Below are 16,827 nucleotides of genomic sequence, written 5' to 3'. Positions count from 1 at the left end.
GCACCTTACCTCAAAATGTAATCAATTGACCTTTTTTAAGTTTCGTTTTTTTATAAAACATGCCTAATAATTTTACAGAACGCGGATTAAAAACAATAAAAAATTTTAGCTCTTTTTCATACAACATTCTCAAAAACACGTATTTCTACGTGTTTTTGATTTTAAAAAATCGTCTAAGTTTGGCTGCCTAACCTAAAAGACCCCCAATCAACAACATGACTTTAGCCAAAATACTTGACAAGTTATCTAAGAAAATTACTTCTAAAATTACTTCGCTTAATGTTGGAGTTGTAATCAATATAGAATTGACAAATGTGGCTACTTTAAATGATGGGGATGATTTTGTACAAGAAAAATCATCAATGATCCTCTCTATTGTAAATATTGAAGAGGATAAAACCTTAAAAAACATGAGTCTCTATAAAGAATATTCCGGAAGCGGAAATTCTATAGAAAAGTATAAAAAACCGGCTCAAAATTTGGTCATATCCCTATTATTCACTTCTTACAATAAAGACCAAAGCAAATACAGTGAAGGTCTTGATAAACTGGAATACATCATCCAATGTTTACAGCAAAACAATGTGTTCTATTATGGTGAAAATGACACTGACTTTTTTGAACAAACCGAAATTTCCGAGAATCAGGCCAAGTTAATGAACAAACTTATTTTAGATCTGGTGAGTCTAAAAACGGAACAACTCAACCAAATGTGGTCTTATTTAGGCAGCAGATATATGCCTTCTGTTTTATACACCATGCGTATGATACGTGTACAAAAAGAAGATGACTTACCAACTCAAGATGTAATCAAAAAAGCAAAAGTTCAATTATGGAATAATGACATAAGTGATCAAACTGGAGAATTGGAGTCCAAATCAATACAATTAGAATAAACAACAATAGTATCAAGCAATTAAAATAATTAAACTAAAAAATTATGAATATTAGCTCAATTAAAACGCCAGGGGTTTACATAAATGAAATTGATGCATTCCCACCTTCAGTTGCTCAAGTAGCAACAGCAGTTCCTGCATTTATAGGTTTTACCGAAATTGCACCTTTACCAAATGTTCCTACTCGAATCTTATCCTTACTTGAGTTTCAACAATTGTTTGGTGGTCCTGCAGAACCTCTTGGAATTACAATAAATCTAGACGCGAACAACTTGCCTCTTGATAGTTGTACCGTAAATGAAAGTAAATTTAAACTCTATAATAGTTTGCAACTTTTCTATGCCAATGGCGGAGGAGAATGTTATATCCAATCTATTGGTTTGTATTCTGATAATCCTGCTTTTGATGCAACAACAAAAGGAAAATTTGTTACTGGGATTACCTCTTTAGAAAAATATGATGAGCCAACTTTATTATTATTCCCTGACGCTGTCAATTTATCAGTAGCAGATTTAGGAGAAGTACAAAAACAGGCTTTAATACAATGCCAAAAACTAATGGATCGCTTTGTCATTATGGATGTAAAATATGATAAAACAAAGGGATTAACTGCTGATAATGCTGATTTTAGAGATGCCATTGGTACCAATAATCTAAAATATGGATCTGCCTATTACCCTTATTTGTTATCCAATTTCCCTAACAAATTTAGATTCTCCGATATCAATACAGCTGTAGGTGCTGGAGGATTTAAAATATTTTATCCAAATGACACCAAACTAAAAAACAGCATAGATGCTTTTGTAAGCTTACACGGCACAGACATAAACACTCTAAAAACGAATTGGGGAGCCAGTTTAACCGCCAATAAACTTTTGGATTGGGCTTCAGCAAATGCAACAAAATTAAATTCTAACTTAGGCAAAAGCTGGAATTTATTAAAAGTTTTTGGAAAACCAGATGCATCAGTAAATGCAGATTTCAAAAAATATTTTAATGATGACATTGTAAGCCTTAGCCTAAAACCATTAGCCCAAAAATTGATTGATTTTAGAGCTGCCTATCAAAAATTATCCAAAACAGATGCGACTCCAGTTGATCCACTGGGATTATCGATTAGTGATGCTGATTATAATGGAAATTGGGGATTAATCTCAGCCATGACAGCATCTGTAACAAACGAATATGACGGAAAATTAAGCAATGAAGTTCCTGCTACAGTTGGTCCAGTTGTTCCAAAACATGACGAACCTGATTTTATTAAAATTCAAGCTGAGCTCAATAAACTGCAAACTCAAATCATTAATACATTAGAGTCTGCAATAAATTCAATTTATAAATATGAATTGGTTCAAGAAAACAACTTGATTGCTCAAATGCCAATTTACGCAACAATCGTTTCCAAACTATCAAAAAGTATGAATACTATTCCTCCATCTGGGGCTATTGCTGGTATTTATGCTCAAACAGATGCAACAAGAGGTGTTTGGAAAGCACCAGCAAACGTAAGCATTAACGGCATCATTAGTTTAACTGCCGATATTAATGACTTTGATCAAGAACCAATGAACATTCATGAAACCGGAAAATCAATTAATGCGATTAGAAAGTTTACAGGAAAAGGATTCTTAGTTTGGGGAGCGCGTACTCTTGACGGAAATAGCAACGACTGGCGCTATATCAACGTAAGACGTCTTGGCAATATGATTGAAGAATCAGTCAAAAAAGCCTGTATGCGATTTGTATTCGAGCCTAATGTTTCTCAAACTTGGGTTAATGTAAAAGGAATGATTGAAAATTATCTTACTTCTATTTGGAATGATGGGGCATTAGCAGGAGCTAAACCAGAGCATGCCTTTTTTGTGGCTGTTGGAATTAACCAAACAATGACAGCCCAAGATATTCTAGAAGGAAGAATGATTGTGAAAATAGGATATGCTCCTTCAAGACCGGCAGAATTCATAGTATTAGAATTCAAACAAATGCTTCAAAAATCATAGTAATCATTTTATTTATCTACAAATAATTCTAAAAACATATCATTATGCCAAATACAGATTTCCCGTTACCAAAGTTTCATTTTAGCGTAGAATGGGGTGGTACAAAAATAGCTTTTACTGAAGTTTCAGGCTTGAATAAAGAAATGGATATCATTGAACATAGAGTAGGTTCTAGTCCTGAATTCTTTAAAAAGAAGATGCCAGGCTTGCAAAAATTAAACAACATTTCACTAAAAAGAGGAGTCTTTGCCGGTGATAATGAGTTTTATCAATGGTACAATACCGTTGCAATGAACACAGTTGAAAGAAGAAACATAACAATTTCCCTTTTAAATGAAAACCATGCTCCTGTCGTTGTTTGGAAAGTAAAAGACTGTTTTATCGTTTCCTTAAAATGTTCAGACATGAAAGCCGATGCTAACGAAGCTGCAATTGATACTGTTGAGATAGCCAATCACGGATTTACTATGGAACATGTAGCCTAATTATTATGGCAAATAATGACCCTATAGTAGGTTTTCATTTTTCCGTCATTTTTGAATTATTGCCTCAATTTAGTATTGATACCAAATTTCAGAGTGTTACCGGACTTAAGGCGACTGTAGAAATGGAGGCTTACAAAGAAGGTGGCCAAAATAGATATACACATCAGTTACCCTTTCGAACCGGATATCAGGATTTGGTTTTAAAAAGAGGTTTAACTTCCGATATGTCTGGAGTTTCTCTATGGTGTTCAAATGCCATAGAGAACTTCAATTTTGCACCAGCAAATCTTCTCGTTTCTTTATTAAATGAAAAAGGAAACCCTGTAAAGGCTTGGTATGTTTCGCATGCCATTCCTCTATCTGTTGATTATGGTGATTTTAATGCTGAGGAAAATAAGATCGTTATTGAGACTATTACTTTAAAATACAACTCATTTAAAGAAATACCAATACCTAGTTTTTAAAACATAATTGAATGGCTATAGAAATTAAAGAATTGCATATCAAAGTAAAAATTGATGAGGAAAAACCCAACTCTCTAGCAGAAACAACAGTTTCTAATCTCCATTTAGACAAACTGAAATCTGAACTGGTTAAGGAATGCATGGATAAAATATTAGAGAAACTAAAAGAAAGAGAAGAAAGATGATACAGGCAGCACTAGGCATAATTGACAAAATGCGGATTGAGGTCTATAATGATCCTACTTACAAAAAAGATCCTAAAAAAACCATTTTTGTTCAGCTCAATCCAGATAAATATACTGTAAAACATAATGTTGTTTTTTGCGAAGGACAACCTATGGGAGCTACTAGTAATGAATTAAAATTTGATCGAATTGAAAGTCCTGAGGTCACTTTTGATTTTATTTTTGATAGTTCAGGAGTTGTTCCTCCGGGAAAAATTAAAGACGGTAAAGGAAAAATGTCTTTACTGGATAACGTTTCATCATTTGCAGATGGTCTAAAACCCGTATTAGTAAACCCCTTTGATGAAGTAAAATCTGTAGAAGAAGCAATAGAAGAATTTAAAAATCTATTGATGGGTTTTGATGGGCAAAAACATCAGACAGCCTATTTAAAACTTTTATGGGGAGGCTATGAATTACCCTGCAGATTAAAAAACATGGAGGTCGAGTACTACCTGTTCCGCGGTGATGGTTGCCCTATAAGAGCAAAGGCCAAATGTTTGTTTAAAGGAACTGCCACCTATAAGTCAATGGTAGAGGAGCAGAAAAAAAGCTCTCCAGATTTGACCCATGAACGAGAGTTTATGATGAATGATAAAATAACATTACTAGCCGAAGGAATTTATGAAAATCCAGAACACTATATAGATGTTGCCAAACGCAATAAATTATTGAGCTTTAGAAAAATTAATATAGGCACAAAATTAATATTCCCTCCAATAAAATAAACAAATATGTCTGTTACCCCTTATATAGCGACAGAAGAAGTATTAAGAGTTGAGGTTCTGATAGGAACTGATAATAATGGATTGGATACTTTATTAACAGATGCTAGAATAAACTTTGAATTGAATAAAATTCCGTCTGCAAAATTTACTTTTTTGGCCTCAAACTATGACTTGGACAATAATATGGCATTGCCAAGTGATAAATTACAAGTAGATCAAGAAATAACGTTTGACATATTTTCCGGAGATAAAAAGAAAACACTTTTTAAAGGATTCATTAAATCCGTAGAAAAACTTCAAGCCGGAAATTATATTAATGTAAAAATAGAATGCAAAGACAAAGCACATGCAATGACTTTGCCATCTACAGAAGCTGAAACAAATGACCAGACATTCGATGATAAGCTAAAGCTATTCACTAAAGGGTTAACCCTCAACAGTAGTTTATCCGGAAAAGGTTGGGGAAAAGAAAAAATAACACATAACACCAATACCTGTCCTTGGGATTTTGTTTTAAGCTACCTTGACTCAATTGGCGTTTTTGTAGCGGTACGAAATTCTGAATTTAACGGAGTTGACATTTTAGAAACCCCATCTTCAGAAAAATATCTAGCCGAGAATGGAACCAATGTTTTTGCTTTTTCTGGAAAATCAGACATTACAAAAAAGATAAGAAAAGCAACCATAGAATATTGGGATCCAGCTACTCAAGCTGTAAAAAATGAATTTAAGGAACAAGAATCACTTAATGACATTAAAAAAACAATAAAACTCAATGAGAGTAGGTTTGACCCATCTACTCTAAAAAGGATGGCTGAATCTATTTTGACAAAAAGTATTATTCAAACAACTAATGGAAAAGTAGAAACATTTGGCAATCTAGAAGCTAAAGCTGGAGATTATATAAAATGTAAAAAAGTCAATGAAAAAATTGATGATGTACTATTATTAATTACCGCCGAACAGCATAGCATAGCTAAAGGATGTTGGAAAACAGAATACACATTTGGATTAGAAGGCGAACAAACGTTTGCTGAAAGCGCCGTCAAACAATCACCCAGTCCACAAGCACAAATTGGCCAAAACAATTCCATAAATGGTTTACAAATAGGAGTTGTTACACAAATAGACGAAGATCCCAATAACGAATTTAGAATAAAGGTACGCATCCCTATTTTATCCGAAAAAGGAGAAGGAGTATGGGCTCGATTAGCCACTCTGAATGCCTCAAAAGAGATGGGAAGCTATTTTATACCAAGTGTTGGTGATGAGGTAATATTGGGCTGTTTGGGAAATAATCCTGATACTCCAATAGTATTGGGAAGCCTATACAGTAGTGCCAATAAAATGCCTTTCCCAATTGCAAAAGAAAATTATGTTAAGGGTTTTGTGACAAAAGAAGGCACAAAAATAATTCTGGATGATGAAAAAAAGTTTATAGAATTAAGTACAAAAAAAGGGAATAAACTTTTGATAAGCGATGACGAAAAGGGGTTTGTTCTTGAAGATGAAAATAAAAACAAAATAATGATGAACCAAGACGGGATAACCATAGAAAGCAGCAAAGATTTAATAATAAAGGCAAAAGGAGATGTAAAAATGGAAAGTATGGGATGCAAGGTGAATGCATCAGCAACTATGGAGCTAAAAGGAAGTATCATCAAATTAAACTAAGAATGGGAGCTGCTGCGAGAAGTACCGATATGCATATCTGTCCCATGGTGACAGCCACAGTTCCACACGTTGGAGGACCTATAATGCCTGGAGGAAATACTTCAGTCCTTATAGGAGGTATGCCTGCCTCTACATTAGGAGACAATTGCATTTGCACAGGCCCGCCAGATTCTATAATTCAAGGCTCCACATCAGTGTTGATTGGAGGAAAAGGTGCCGCAAGAATGGGAGATTCAACCGCTCACGGAGGGAAAATAATAATAGGGTGTCCAACAGTATTAATAGGAGGTTAAGATATGAGCGAAGAAACATTTTTAGGAACAGGCTGGAGTTTTCCGCCTACGTTTGATTCTTTTTTTGGAACTATAGAAACCGTTTCAAACGAAAATGACATACATCAAAGTTTGCATATTCTTTTATCTACCCAAATAGGAGAAAGAATTATGCGGTCAGATTTTGGTTGTAATTTATCTCCGTTGCAATTTGAAAATATTACAACAACTCTACTAACTAAAATAAAAGGGATTATTAAAAATTCCATACTAAAGTACGAACCCAGAATAGATTTCAATGCCGTATATTTTGGATCAAAAGAGGTATCAGAAGGTGTGATTCAAATAGAAATTGAGTATACCATTCGAGCAACAAATTCAAGGCAAAACTACGTATTCCCATTTTATATAGAGGAAGGAACCTATTTAAAACAATAACTTCATGGAATCTTGCTCATCTAAAATATCAATTCATCAAGGAATGGGAACGACCCAAGAAGAGCGCTTTTTAGCTGCTCTAAAAACGGATTATTTCCTTGTTGATGAAAGAACAGAAATCGATTTTATTCAGTTTGCCCAAAAAATTTCTAATTATCTAAAATTCATTAACAATGATAATAATGAAGATGGGAATTGGGCACCTTTTTTTCAATGGGAATCTACTTCTATATTAGTTCAATTGTTTTTATGGGATATTGAACGCATTCAGGCAAACTATGAAATCAAAAAAAGAGAAATTACAATTACTGCTAATCCAGCAGCTCAAAAGAAGATTCTAATACATTTCTTTGAAGACCTGAAAGAAGAAATCAAAAGAGTTATAGCCAAGATTAATAGGATAGACGATCACATTGCAGCAAAACAATACTTTCTGGCCACACAATCCTATATCGAAGACAAAATAACTTATATCCTTCAAAAGATAGCACCAGCTTCAGCAATTATGCCTTTACTCAATAGTTATGAGTTTAATAAAAATACTCAGCAACTCTTTGGGCTTTTGCTAAATTGGAAACTTGCCAGTAAAGACAGTATTCAAAATCAATTAGAAAATTACGCAGGACACAGTCCTAATTACACTCTTTTTCTAACATTTTTAAAACTCTTAGGAGTTGCCCAAAAGCAGTTAAATGAATTTACAAAAAAACAACTCGATTTCTATTATAAAGACGTTTTGCAAATTAAACCTGCAAATGCCATTCCAGATTATGTGCACCTTACAATAGAACCATCACGCCTAAACAATGTATCTCTCTTACCAAAAGGAACTATTTTTCCAGCTGGAAAAAATTCACTTGGGAAAAATAAATATTATGCCGCAACTGCAGACCAAGCCATAAATAATATTAAAATAAAATCAATTCTAAGCAGTTACACTACGCTTACAAATAAAGAATGGAAACAGTCAAACCTTCTTGAATTAAACGGGAAAAACACTCCTTTTAATGTTTTTGCAAACAACTCTATTCCCGTAGAAAAAGGATTACTGATTGCAAGTCCGCTTTTTTTCTTGAGTGGAGGAAATAGAACTATCCATATAAAAATAAACAACGCAGCGTTAGACACTTCCAGATATAAATTTTATATCACAAGCGAGAAAGCTTGCATTGAAATCAGTAATAAAACAGGTAACATTCTAACGATCCCTGCTTCTGAAAAAAAGATAATAGCTTACAATGCTGAAATTCATAAAGAAATAAATCTAAAAACGGTCTACCCTGTTTTAAAGATTGTCCCATTATACCCTAATGAAAAAATTACCGTAAACAAACTCGAGATAAAAGTGAGTGTAACCGGTTTGAAAAATTTTATCTTAGGAACTGATACTGGATCTGTAGATACCAACAAACCCTTTAAACCCTTTGGAGATTTCCCAAGAAAAGGCAATGGATTTGTAATAGGTTGTCCAGAATTCTTTATAAAGAAAAATGCAGTTTTAACATTCAATATCAACCCTCCTTTATTTGTCTATCAAACAGAACAAAGAGAGAAAAAAAAGCCAGATCATCATGGGCCTCACCACGACTATTGGTATGATGAACCATATAGAGAAATCACCATTTTATATGATGAAACTAGAATAGAAAAATATGAAAATGGTTTGTGGGTTGATTTGAAAAAATTTGAGAATACGTTTACCAATACAAACCCAATTGAAGAATACCAAGAAGTAAACACCTTACCTGATAATTTTAGTAAATCCGGTTATTTAAAAATAATACTGAATGACAGCAAATATGCAGGCGAAAGTTTTTTAAACAGCTACATTACAGCCGTTAAGAACGGAGGAAGTTTACCACATGCAACTACTATTGACAGCATTCTACTTGATTATACTGTAACCGAAGTTTATACCAACAACAAAGGAGTGGAAAAAACAACTACTCCAATAGATTTGTATCATATACTCCCTTTTGGGTATCAAAAAATAAAAGATTCTTCATTTCCATTAACAGAAAATCAGCCAGTAGGAGGCGAATTATTTCTGGGTTTTGAAAATGTTGTTTCAGGAAACGGATTGAGCCTTTTGTTTCAATTAGCTGAAGGTACTGCCAATCCGAGACAAGAATTTGCCACCATAAAATGGGAATACTTAAAAAATAACACTTGGATAGAACTTGATCCCCATGAAATTGGTGATGAAACAAATGGATTAACACAATCCGGCTTAGTGCAACTTTCGATTACTGAATTTCAGACAAAAGACACCACAATTCTTGATCCGAAACTTTTTTGGATAAAAATAACGGTTGATAAGATAGATGCTATTTGCAACTGCCTAGGAATACATGAACAAGCACTAAAAGCGGTTTTAGTAGATTATGAGCAAAATGGTAGCGTCTTTTTAGAAAACACAACTAAGGAAACGATCTCAAAACTAAATGACCATTTGGATTTTGTGAAAAAAGTAAACCAACCGTACACCTCTTTTGGAGGCAAAAAACAAGAAGATGACAGCCTGTTGCATCAAAGATCCAGTGAAAGACTGCGTCATAAGAAAAGAGCAATCACATCTTGGGATTATGAAAGATTAATTCTTCAAGAATTTCCAGAGGTATTTAGAGTGAAATGCTTGAACCATTATCGTTATGATTCAAAAGCCATTTCTAATGTTTCCGCCGGATATATTACATTAATCCCTATTGCGAAATCAAATGACTATCAAAACTTAGTATCCTGGAAACCTTTACTGAGTTTGGGTACGATGAAAAGAATAAAAGATATGATTCAGGAAGTTGCATCACCACATGCAAGAATCTTGGTAAAATCTCCAACATTAGAAAAGATTCAATTGAAATTTAAGGTAAAGTACCATGACATTATTGGTGCAGATACACAACTCTATTCTAGTCTTTTAATAAAAACGATTAATCAGCATTTAAGTCCTTGGGCTTTTGAAAATGATGAGGTTACGTTTGCAAATACAATAGAAATAGCCTCATTAATAGCTTTAATAGACAATCAATCTTTTGTTGACTATATCATTGACTTTGAAGTGAATCAAATCATTCTGGATGCAACGAATGAAAGTGAAAAAGCAAAATATCTTAATGTGAAAAAAATTATTCCTAAAACAGATTTCACCTTATTTATTCCTAATGACACTCATCTGATTGAGGAAATTAAAAACAATTCCTAGATATGAAAACGGAATATTTTATAGCAAAAGACAGAACATTACTTCCTGCTCAAGATTATGAATTCTTGAGGACAGAGGGTCTGAAATATATAGAAAAACTAGGTCATAAACTCTGGACAGATTACAATCCGCATGATCCAGGAATCACTATACTCGAAATTTTAAGTTATGCTATCACTGAGTTAGGTTATAGAACCGATTTTGACATAAAAGATTTACTCTCCAATAAAAAAGGGGTAATTTCTAATCAAACTTTTTTTCCGGCAAGTGCCATATTTACAAATGCTCCGCTAACTGAGATTGATTATAGAAAATTAATAATAGATATTGATAGCGTTTCGAATGCTTGGTTTTTGGCAACTCAAAAAACCACGGATGAACTTGGCTTTCTACAAGTAAATGACAATGAAGTTCCATTATATGTAAATGTTTTAGAAGACAAACTAAGTCTAAAAAACACCGATAAAAACAATAAACCTTTAAGCAAACTTCCGTTGGGAGGGCTTAATAAAATATTTATTGAACTAGAAGATGATCCTATTTTGGGTGATTTGAATTCGACTTTGTTAGATTTTGAATTCTTAGAAGGCAACAATTGGATTCAGGTAAATATTGATCCTCTTTTTAATTCCTGGAATGATCCAAAAGCATTACTATTTGCTAAGATGGACAAACCTCAAAAAATTAAAAACAAAACAATAGAGCAGGTTAAAAATAAAGATAATGGCAATCTTGAAAACAAAATCAAGCTAACTATTTATAGATCTGACAACCTTAATGATTCTTTAGAGTTCCTGATAATTCCTTATGATGCCCGTGAGCTTCATGCAACCTTAAATTATTTCAAAACCGAAAAAAACATTTGTGAATTTGTTTCTCTTTTTGAAAATAAAAAGAAAACCGTTCAAAAAACATTTTCAGAAATTCAATATCGATTGCATCAAAATAGAAATCTATCCGAAGATTTTTTATGCATAGAAACCATTGATAGTGTTGAAATTGCTATTTGTGCAGACATTGAAATTGAACCTCAAAGCAATGTGATTGATGTAATGGCTCAAATTCAGATTACCATCAATGACATCATAAATCCGCCAATAAAGTTTTATACATTGGCACAACTTATAGAACAAGGATATCATTCTGAGGATTTATTTCTAGGCCCAAAACTAACCCATGGTTTTTTGAAGGATGAAGAGATAATTAATTCTCAGTTACCAACCTCTATACATTCATCAGATATAATTGCAGCTTTAATGCAAATAAAAGGGGTGATTTCCGTAAGCAATATGCTGCTTACAGCTTATGATAAGTATGGTAACCCGTTATCCGAGAAAACAAATAAAGCTTGGTGCTTAAATCTGTCCGGGAAAGTTAATCCTGTTTTTACATCGAATAAATCAAAGCTTCTTTTATTTCAAAAAGGTATCCCATTCTTGCTTTCAGAAACCAACCAAATGATGGTTGACCAAAAAATTCAAGTCTATAAATCACAACAAAAAAATTACAAACTATTAAACACCAATAATGAACTCCCTTTTCCTTCCGGACAGTTCTATCAATTAGACGAATACTATAGCATTCAGGATGAATTCCCGATGAATTATGGATTAGGCAAAAATAAATTATCAGATAAAGTTCCAGATAAAAGAAAGGCACAGGTAAGCCAATTAAAAGGGTATTTGCATTTTTATGATCAAATCTTAGCAGATTTTTTTAATCAACTATATAATGCAAAAAACCTATTAGACACCCTTACAATCGATGGAAGTTATTTCCCAAAATATTTAGAAAAAGATGACTTAACAGGTGGGGATTTTTATTCAAAAGAAATTTACTCTTCACAATTAAAAGAAAAACTGACCATTACTAACAATGACTCAGTTTCTTTGATGGATGATATTTCATTATACGAATCCAAGTTGAAATTTTATGAGCGCAGGAACCGATCTTTAGATCATTTAATGGCTCGTTTTGGTGAAAGCTTCAATGATTATGTTTTTATGATGTATCAGGTAAACCAAGATTCAAAAGGCTTGGGAGAGCTTTCCTTTCAGTATGATGATTTAATACAGGACAAACAAAATTTCATTAATCAATATCCAATAATCAGTAGCCAAAGAGGGATTGGTATGGATTATTTGAATGTAACAATAGAAGCAAACACCTTTAAATACCAAGATTTTTGGGACACCGATTCCAGAGGAGGTTATGAAAAAAGAGTCGCCAAACTTTTGGGAATAAATAATATTCAATTAAGAGATATTGTAACCGAAATTACTCCTCAAACACAATGGACCGTAAATACAAAACAAGGTTCTATACTCTTTAAAATAGAGTCTCCAGCAGTAGACTTGATCGAAAAATGGAATTGGGCTCAAGCACATATTCTTGATACCAATGCCTATAGAATAGATTCTTATAGCAAGAAATTCTACATCTATCTAGTCCATCAAAACAAAAAAATAGCCAAGGTCGAAAAATCTTTTTCCAGCCAACTGGAAGCTTACGATTATACTAAAAAACTCTTTCAGACTTTGAGCGAAACGTTTGAAAACTTTTACTGTTTAGAACATATATTATTGCGTCCGCTTGACAGCACTTTGTTTAATGATCCCGATTTACTCCCGGTATGTTTACAAGATGATTGCAAGGACGAAGCCAATAACAATCCATATTCCTTTAAGGCAACTATTGTTTTGCCTGGTTATTTGTCAAGATTTAGAAACTTGACATTTAGGGAATATGCCGAAAAAATATTCAGACAAGAAGCACCAGCACATGTATTGCTAAAGATTTGTTGGGTTAATCAAGCCGATATGTTGTCTTTTCAAATAGCCTATAAAAACTGGTTAGAGAATTACCGCTATTACAGGATAAAAAAATGTTCCAACACCTTGACAAAACTGGATAAAAGCAATTACATAAAAAACCATCAGGCAATGATAAAAAGCTTAAATGAATTAAACACCATGTATCCGGAAGGAAACCTTTATGATTGTCATTTAAGCGAAATTAGTAATCCAATTATTTTAGGAAATTCAGCATTAGGCACACTTTAAAAAATATCATTATGAAATCGCTCAAAAAAGCGATATAAAATTTCATTAAAAAACAAATATTATCTAGATATGAAAGCATACACCACTACTAAATATCCCATATTTGAAGCTGACCAAGTACTGAGTCAAAAACACCTAAATACGATTGTAAGTTATTTAGAAGAGCAGGATCGTATTACCCGCAAAGGGCTTATAGGCATTGGTATTGTTTGTGGGTTTGACATTACCTTTCCGCAACCCAATCAAATAAAGATCTCTTGTGGGACAGCTGTAACTTCATTAGGATTTCAAATCGAAATGGGCGAGAAAATATTTTCTTTTTACCATAATGTCGAACTTTCTAATACTTTCTTGGCTCCAGACACAAAAAATGAAGCTTTTCTAGATCCAATATTTATACACTCAAAAAAGTATGCTCCAATAAAAAAGACAGTTGAGTTATTAGAGTCCAATACTACTGAACCCGACAAAATAGCCATTCCTAATAATTTCTTTGACAATAAAATGGTCTTGCTTTTATTAGAAACGGCATTAATTGATGAAAAAAATTGTGTTAGTACAAATTGTGACGATAAAGGAAAAAGGTTTGAGTTTAACATTCGACCATTACTAATAAATCAAACTGAACTGAATAATTTAAAATTCCCTTCATTTCAAGATCCGGAGACTTTTCATTCCTTATTTTTACCACGATATGGTGTTCCTTTTACCAAACTCCTTACTGGTCAGAATGTATTGGATTCGTTCAAAAAAATATTTGACGATGCTTTATTAACCAATATGTCCCAACAAATAGGCGTTGTTTATAATTACTATAAAGGAATCATAGACAAGGATTCACAATTTTCGTTATTGCTACAGGCAAAACAAAAACTTCTTTCGGTTATTAATAACAATAAGGAATCCCTAAATGTGCAATACTTATGGGACTGGCTGTATGACATTGTGTATGCGTTTAATGAGATTATTGATTTCAAAAATCAAAATCCGACTTTATGTTGTGTAGATGAAAATGTATTTCCGCTTCATGTAATTCTTGGTAATCCTAAGGTAATAACTGATTTTAGAACTCCATTTTTAAAAACGGGCAATTCCGATGCAGAAAAAATCGAAATCCAAAAGCTAAGACTCTTGTTCGAAAGATTAGTTCTTTTAATTAATTCATGGTCTATTGATGATGATACAATAAAAATAACTCCTTCTGTTTATGGTGCAATCCCTTTATCTAATAAATCGATTCCTTTTTATTATGAAAATATCCTAGAGCTAAATAAAAAATGGAATCCGGAAAAAACAGTTCAAAACAGAAATAATGAAATCCTATCCTATTACTCATATATAGCAAATTATACAACTATTCCAGCTGTAAAAGAACCGCTATTGTATGATGTAGAACCGTATAACTTTTTTAGGATAGAAGGTCATATTGGGCAAAACTATCAAACAGTTTTAACTCAACTAACAGCAATAAAAGATACCTATAATTTACCCTTCAAAGTTATTGCCCTGAATGCAGTAGACTTTGTGGGGAAAGAAGTAGATATTTCAAAACACCAAGGAAGTTGGGGTGATCTGGAATTAGATTATGATATGGCTAAAAAGAAAGTTTATAACATTACTGAATTTGTAATAAACTGGATCAATCAGAACAAAGCACCTATCATTTCACAAAATCTATTAAGTGCTCAAACCATTACGACTCTTAAAACTATTTTGAGTCAAGTGAAGATTTTACTGAAAGAAGATTTACAAGAATTTTTACCAGGCTATAAAAATTTCTATGAGATTTTTAAAAATCTAAACATTATGTTCCTATTTCATCGCTTTTGTTTAACGCTGAACAAAGAGAAAATTTCAGCACTTGCAGAGGATTTAGTCGATCATTTAGATGAAATTAATGAATTGTTTTTAGAAGATCCGTTCACCGTAATTTTTGAAGAAGCACAAAGTAGATGGGAGAATATCTATAAAGAATTATTCTTATCGACTTTTTTACAAAAAAATAAAGGAATAGAACATAAAGCTGGAGTTCCTAAAGGAGGAACTTTTGTTTTAATCTATACAGATAGCTCCATTTTTACGGTAAAAGAAGTTCCTTTTCAAGAAATAGAATTTCTAAATACTATAAAAAAGTACAATGATGATATTGATTTTGGCGAGAATAATGCTCAAATAAAAGCTGATATTATAGAAGGTGCCGTACTCAAAAAAAGCAAGTTTGATCCTATACTCCCATACGATGATAAAGCTTTAAAAGACTGTAAAGAACAAACCAACATAATAAAATCCAATTTAATAAAAATGGCTGATTATAATATGGATAAAAAATTTCCACCATATATGATCGAATTTTTAAAAGGCAATTTAGAATCGTTACTACAATTTGAACCAATAGATACAGATGAATCAGCTATTCCTCAAAAAGTAGTTCTAGCCGATTTTTATCTGCCATACATCTATAGTCCGGAAGGGGATACTATAAATATTATCCTGGGAAAAGAGCAACCACCAAAAGAACCAGGAGATTTTAACGGTGAAGATTTTAATACTTAATCAAAAAACAAAAGATATGGCAACCAGAGCAACCGTAGAACCTAAAATAGCCGCAATTAATGACAAAGGCAATAATACAGCACTTGAAGTAAGAACTGTATTGACTGAATTGTTAGATTTCTCTGATGAAGGTTTAATTCAAAACAATACAAAAACAGCCAATTTAGAAGTAAGAACTAATTATATAGAAACAATTAATAATCAGCAAAATACTTCTATCAATGCTATAAACACAAAAATTACCAATTTAGAGACAAGAGCCAGTAGCATTGAAGTAGTAAATAATCAACAAAACACATCAATCAATACCATAAATACGAAGATAAACGCTATTGATAGCATCAATATAAACCAAACTGATAGAATTATAGCACTAGAGAATAAATCTGGTACATCTTCATTAACACCGTTTCATTTTTGGAAACCAGACCCTATAATTATAGCAAACAATGTCTCATTATGGTACTCTTTTAAAGGGATAGAGAGACAAACCGTGAACTTTACTTTCAAAATTAGGGTCACCGAAAATATATCCGGTCCTTTATTTTTCCCATTAGATGATGAGGTTTATAAAACAATTAATTCCATTTTAGAACCTGATGTGCAAGAAGATTTATCTTTTGTTGTTGCAGTTAATAATTCCGAAAACCGAGTATCTACAGGGAATATATACAATCCTAGAATCTGGACTGCTTACATCAAATTTGAGGATAAAGGAGTAATATTTAACTTGTTTAACCTTCAGGAAAAAAATATACTCCGATTTGGCGACGAAATTTTTACATCTATTCATTTTCATTGTCCTGAATTCAAATTCAATTTCTAAAAA

Annotated in this window: 13 protein-coding genes; all 13 read left to right on the top strand. The window is 32.7% G+C overall.

The genetic code is table 11. The annotated features are described in order from the left end of the window. Nucleotides 1-215: 215 nt before the first annotated feature. On the top strand, nucleotides 216-896 hold the full coding sequence (locus OZP08_RS04195) for a Pvc16 family protein (protein WP_268848491.1): 681 nt from the start codon (nucleotides 216-218) through the stop codon (nucleotides 894-896). A 44-nt stretch (nucleotides 897-940) separates the two neighbouring features. After that, nucleotides 941-2,896 carry a phage tail sheath family protein gene (locus tag OZP08_RS04190; RefSeq protein WP_281323081.1) on the top strand — a complete coding sequence of 652 codons (1,956 nt, stop codon included), beginning with the start codon at nucleotides 941-943 and terminating at the stop codon, nucleotides 2,894-2,896. A gap of 44 nt (nucleotides 2,897-2,940) precedes the next feature. Continuing rightward, nucleotides 2,941-3,381 carry a phage tail protein gene (locus OZP08_RS04185; RefSeq protein WP_268848488.1) on the top strand — a complete coding sequence of 147 codons (441 nt, stop codon included), beginning with the start codon at nucleotides 2,941-2,943 and terminating at the stop codon, nucleotides 3,379-3,381. A 5-nt stretch (nucleotides 3,382-3,386) separates the two neighbouring features. Next, nucleotides 3,387-3,845 (top strand): phage tail protein, encoded by a 459-nt coding sequence (locus OZP08_RS04180; protein WP_268848487.1) that lies wholly within the window; start codon nucleotides 3,387-3,389, stop codon nucleotides 3,843-3,845. 11 nt (nucleotides 3,846-3,856) lie between these two features. Continuing rightward, nucleotides 3,857-4,030 (top strand): DUF5908 family protein, encoded by a 174-nt coding sequence (locus OZP08_RS04175; protein ID WP_268848486.1) that lies wholly within the window; start codon nucleotides 3,857-3,859, stop codon nucleotides 4,028-4,030. Continuing rightward, on the top strand, nucleotides 4,027-4,797 hold the full coding sequence (locus OZP08_RS04170) for a CIS tube protein (RefSeq protein WP_268848485.1): 771 nt from the start codon (nucleotides 4,027-4,029) through the stop codon (nucleotides 4,795-4,797). Before OZP08_RS04175 ends, OZP08_RS04170 begins: the two co-directional genes overlap by 4 nt. A 6-nt stretch (nucleotides 4,798-4,803) precedes the next feature. Beyond that, a complete protein-coding gene (locus tag OZP08_RS04165; protein ID WP_281323080.1) occupies nucleotides 4,804-6,471 on the top strand; it encodes a phage baseplate assembly protein V in 1,668 nt (555 codons plus the stop codon). A gap of 2 nt (nucleotides 6,472-6,473) precedes the next feature. After that, nucleotides 6,474-6,764, top strand: a complete 291-nt coding sequence (locus OZP08_RS04160) for a PAAR domain-containing protein (RefSeq protein WP_268848482.1) — start codon at nucleotides 6,474-6,476, stop codon at nucleotides 6,762-6,764. Nucleotides 6,765-6,767: 3 nt separating this feature from the next. Beyond that, complete coding sequence (locus tag OZP08_RS04155; RefSeq protein WP_281323079.1) at nucleotides 6,768-7,181, top strand: GPW/gp25 family protein; 414 nt, start codon at nucleotides 6,768-6,770, stop codon at nucleotides 7,179-7,181. Nucleotides 7,182-7,185: 4 nt separating this feature from the next. Beyond that, nucleotides 7,186-10,383, top strand: coding sequence for a baseplate J/gp47 family protein (locus OZP08_RS04150; protein WP_281323078.1), 3,198 nt, complete (start codon nucleotides 7,186-7,188; stop codon nucleotides 10,381-10,383). A gap of 2 nt (nucleotides 10,384-10,385) precedes the next feature. Further along, nucleotides 10,386-13,445 (top strand): hypothetical protein, encoded by a 3,060-nt coding sequence (locus OZP08_RS04145; protein ID WP_281323077.1) that lies wholly within the window; start codon nucleotides 10,386-10,388, stop codon nucleotides 13,443-13,445. Nucleotides 13,446-13,514: 69 nt separating this feature from the next. After that, on the top strand, nucleotides 13,515-15,998 hold the full coding sequence (locus tag OZP08_RS04140) for a hypothetical protein (RefSeq protein ID WP_281323076.1): 2,484 nt from the start codon (nucleotides 13,515-13,517) through the stop codon (nucleotides 15,996-15,998). 16 nt (nucleotides 15,999-16,014) lie between these two features. Then, a complete protein-coding gene (locus OZP08_RS04135) occupies nucleotides 16,015-16,824 on the top strand; it encodes a hypothetical protein (RefSeq protein WP_281323075.1) in 810 nt (269 codons plus the stop codon). The last annotated feature ends 3 nt before the right edge of the window (nucleotides 16,825-16,827 follow it).

It is taken from the genome of Flavobacterium aestivum, from assembly GCF_026870175.2.
GTDB classification, from domain to species: domain Bacteria; phylum Bacteroidota; class Bacteroidia; order Flavobacteriales; family Flavobacteriaceae; genus Flavobacterium; species Flavobacterium aestivum.
This window is presented reverse-complemented; position numbering and strand designations above follow the sequence as displayed.

Excerpts from the sequence above, each read along its gene's own strand:
- OZP08_RS04195 (WP_268848491.1), top strand. The coding sequence starts at position 216 with ATGACTTTAGCCAAAATACTTGACAAGTTATCTAAGAAAATTACTTCT.
- OZP08_RS04190 (WP_281323081.1), top strand. The coding sequence starts at position 941 with ATGAATATTAGCTCAATTAAAACGCCAGGGGTTTACATAAATGAAATT.
- OZP08_RS04185 (WP_268848488.1), top strand. The coding sequence starts at position 2,941 with ATGCCAAATACAGATTTCCCGTTACCAAAGTTTCATTTTAGCGTAGAA.
- OZP08_RS04180 (WP_268848487.1), top strand. The coding sequence starts at position 3,387 with ATGGCAAATAATGACCCTATAGTAGGTTTTCATTTTTCCGTCATTTTT.
- OZP08_RS04175 (WP_268848486.1), top strand. The coding sequence starts at position 3,857 with ATGGCTATAGAAATTAAAGAATTGCATATCAAAGTAAAAATTGATGAG.
- OZP08_RS04170 (WP_268848485.1), top strand. The coding sequence starts at position 4,027 with ATGATACAGGCAGCACTAGGCATAATTGACAAAATGCGGATTGAGGTC.
- OZP08_RS04165 (WP_281323080.1), top strand. The coding sequence starts at position 4,804 with ATGTCTGTTACCCCTTATATAGCGACAGAAGAAGTATTAAGAGTTGAG.
- OZP08_RS04160 (WP_268848482.1), top strand. The coding sequence starts at position 6,474 with ATGGGAGCTGCTGCGAGAAGTACCGATATGCATATCTGTCCCATGGTG.
- OZP08_RS04155 (WP_281323079.1), top strand. The coding sequence starts at position 6,768 with ATGAGCGAAGAAACATTTTTAGGAACAGGCTGGAGTTTTCCGCCTACG.
- OZP08_RS04150 (WP_281323078.1), top strand. The coding sequence starts at position 7,186 with ATGGAATCTTGCTCATCTAAAATATCAATTCATCAAGGAATGGGAACG.
- OZP08_RS04145 (WP_281323077.1), top strand. The coding sequence starts at position 10,386 with ATGAAAACGGAATATTTTATAGCAAAAGACAGAACATTACTTCCTGCT.
- OZP08_RS04140 (WP_281323076.1), top strand. The coding sequence starts at position 13,515 with ATGAAAGCATACACCACTACTAAATATCCCATATTTGAAGCTGACCAA.
- OZP08_RS04135 (WP_281323075.1), top strand. The coding sequence starts at position 16,015 with ATGGCAACCAGAGCAACCGTAGAACCTAAAATAGCCGCAATTAATGAC.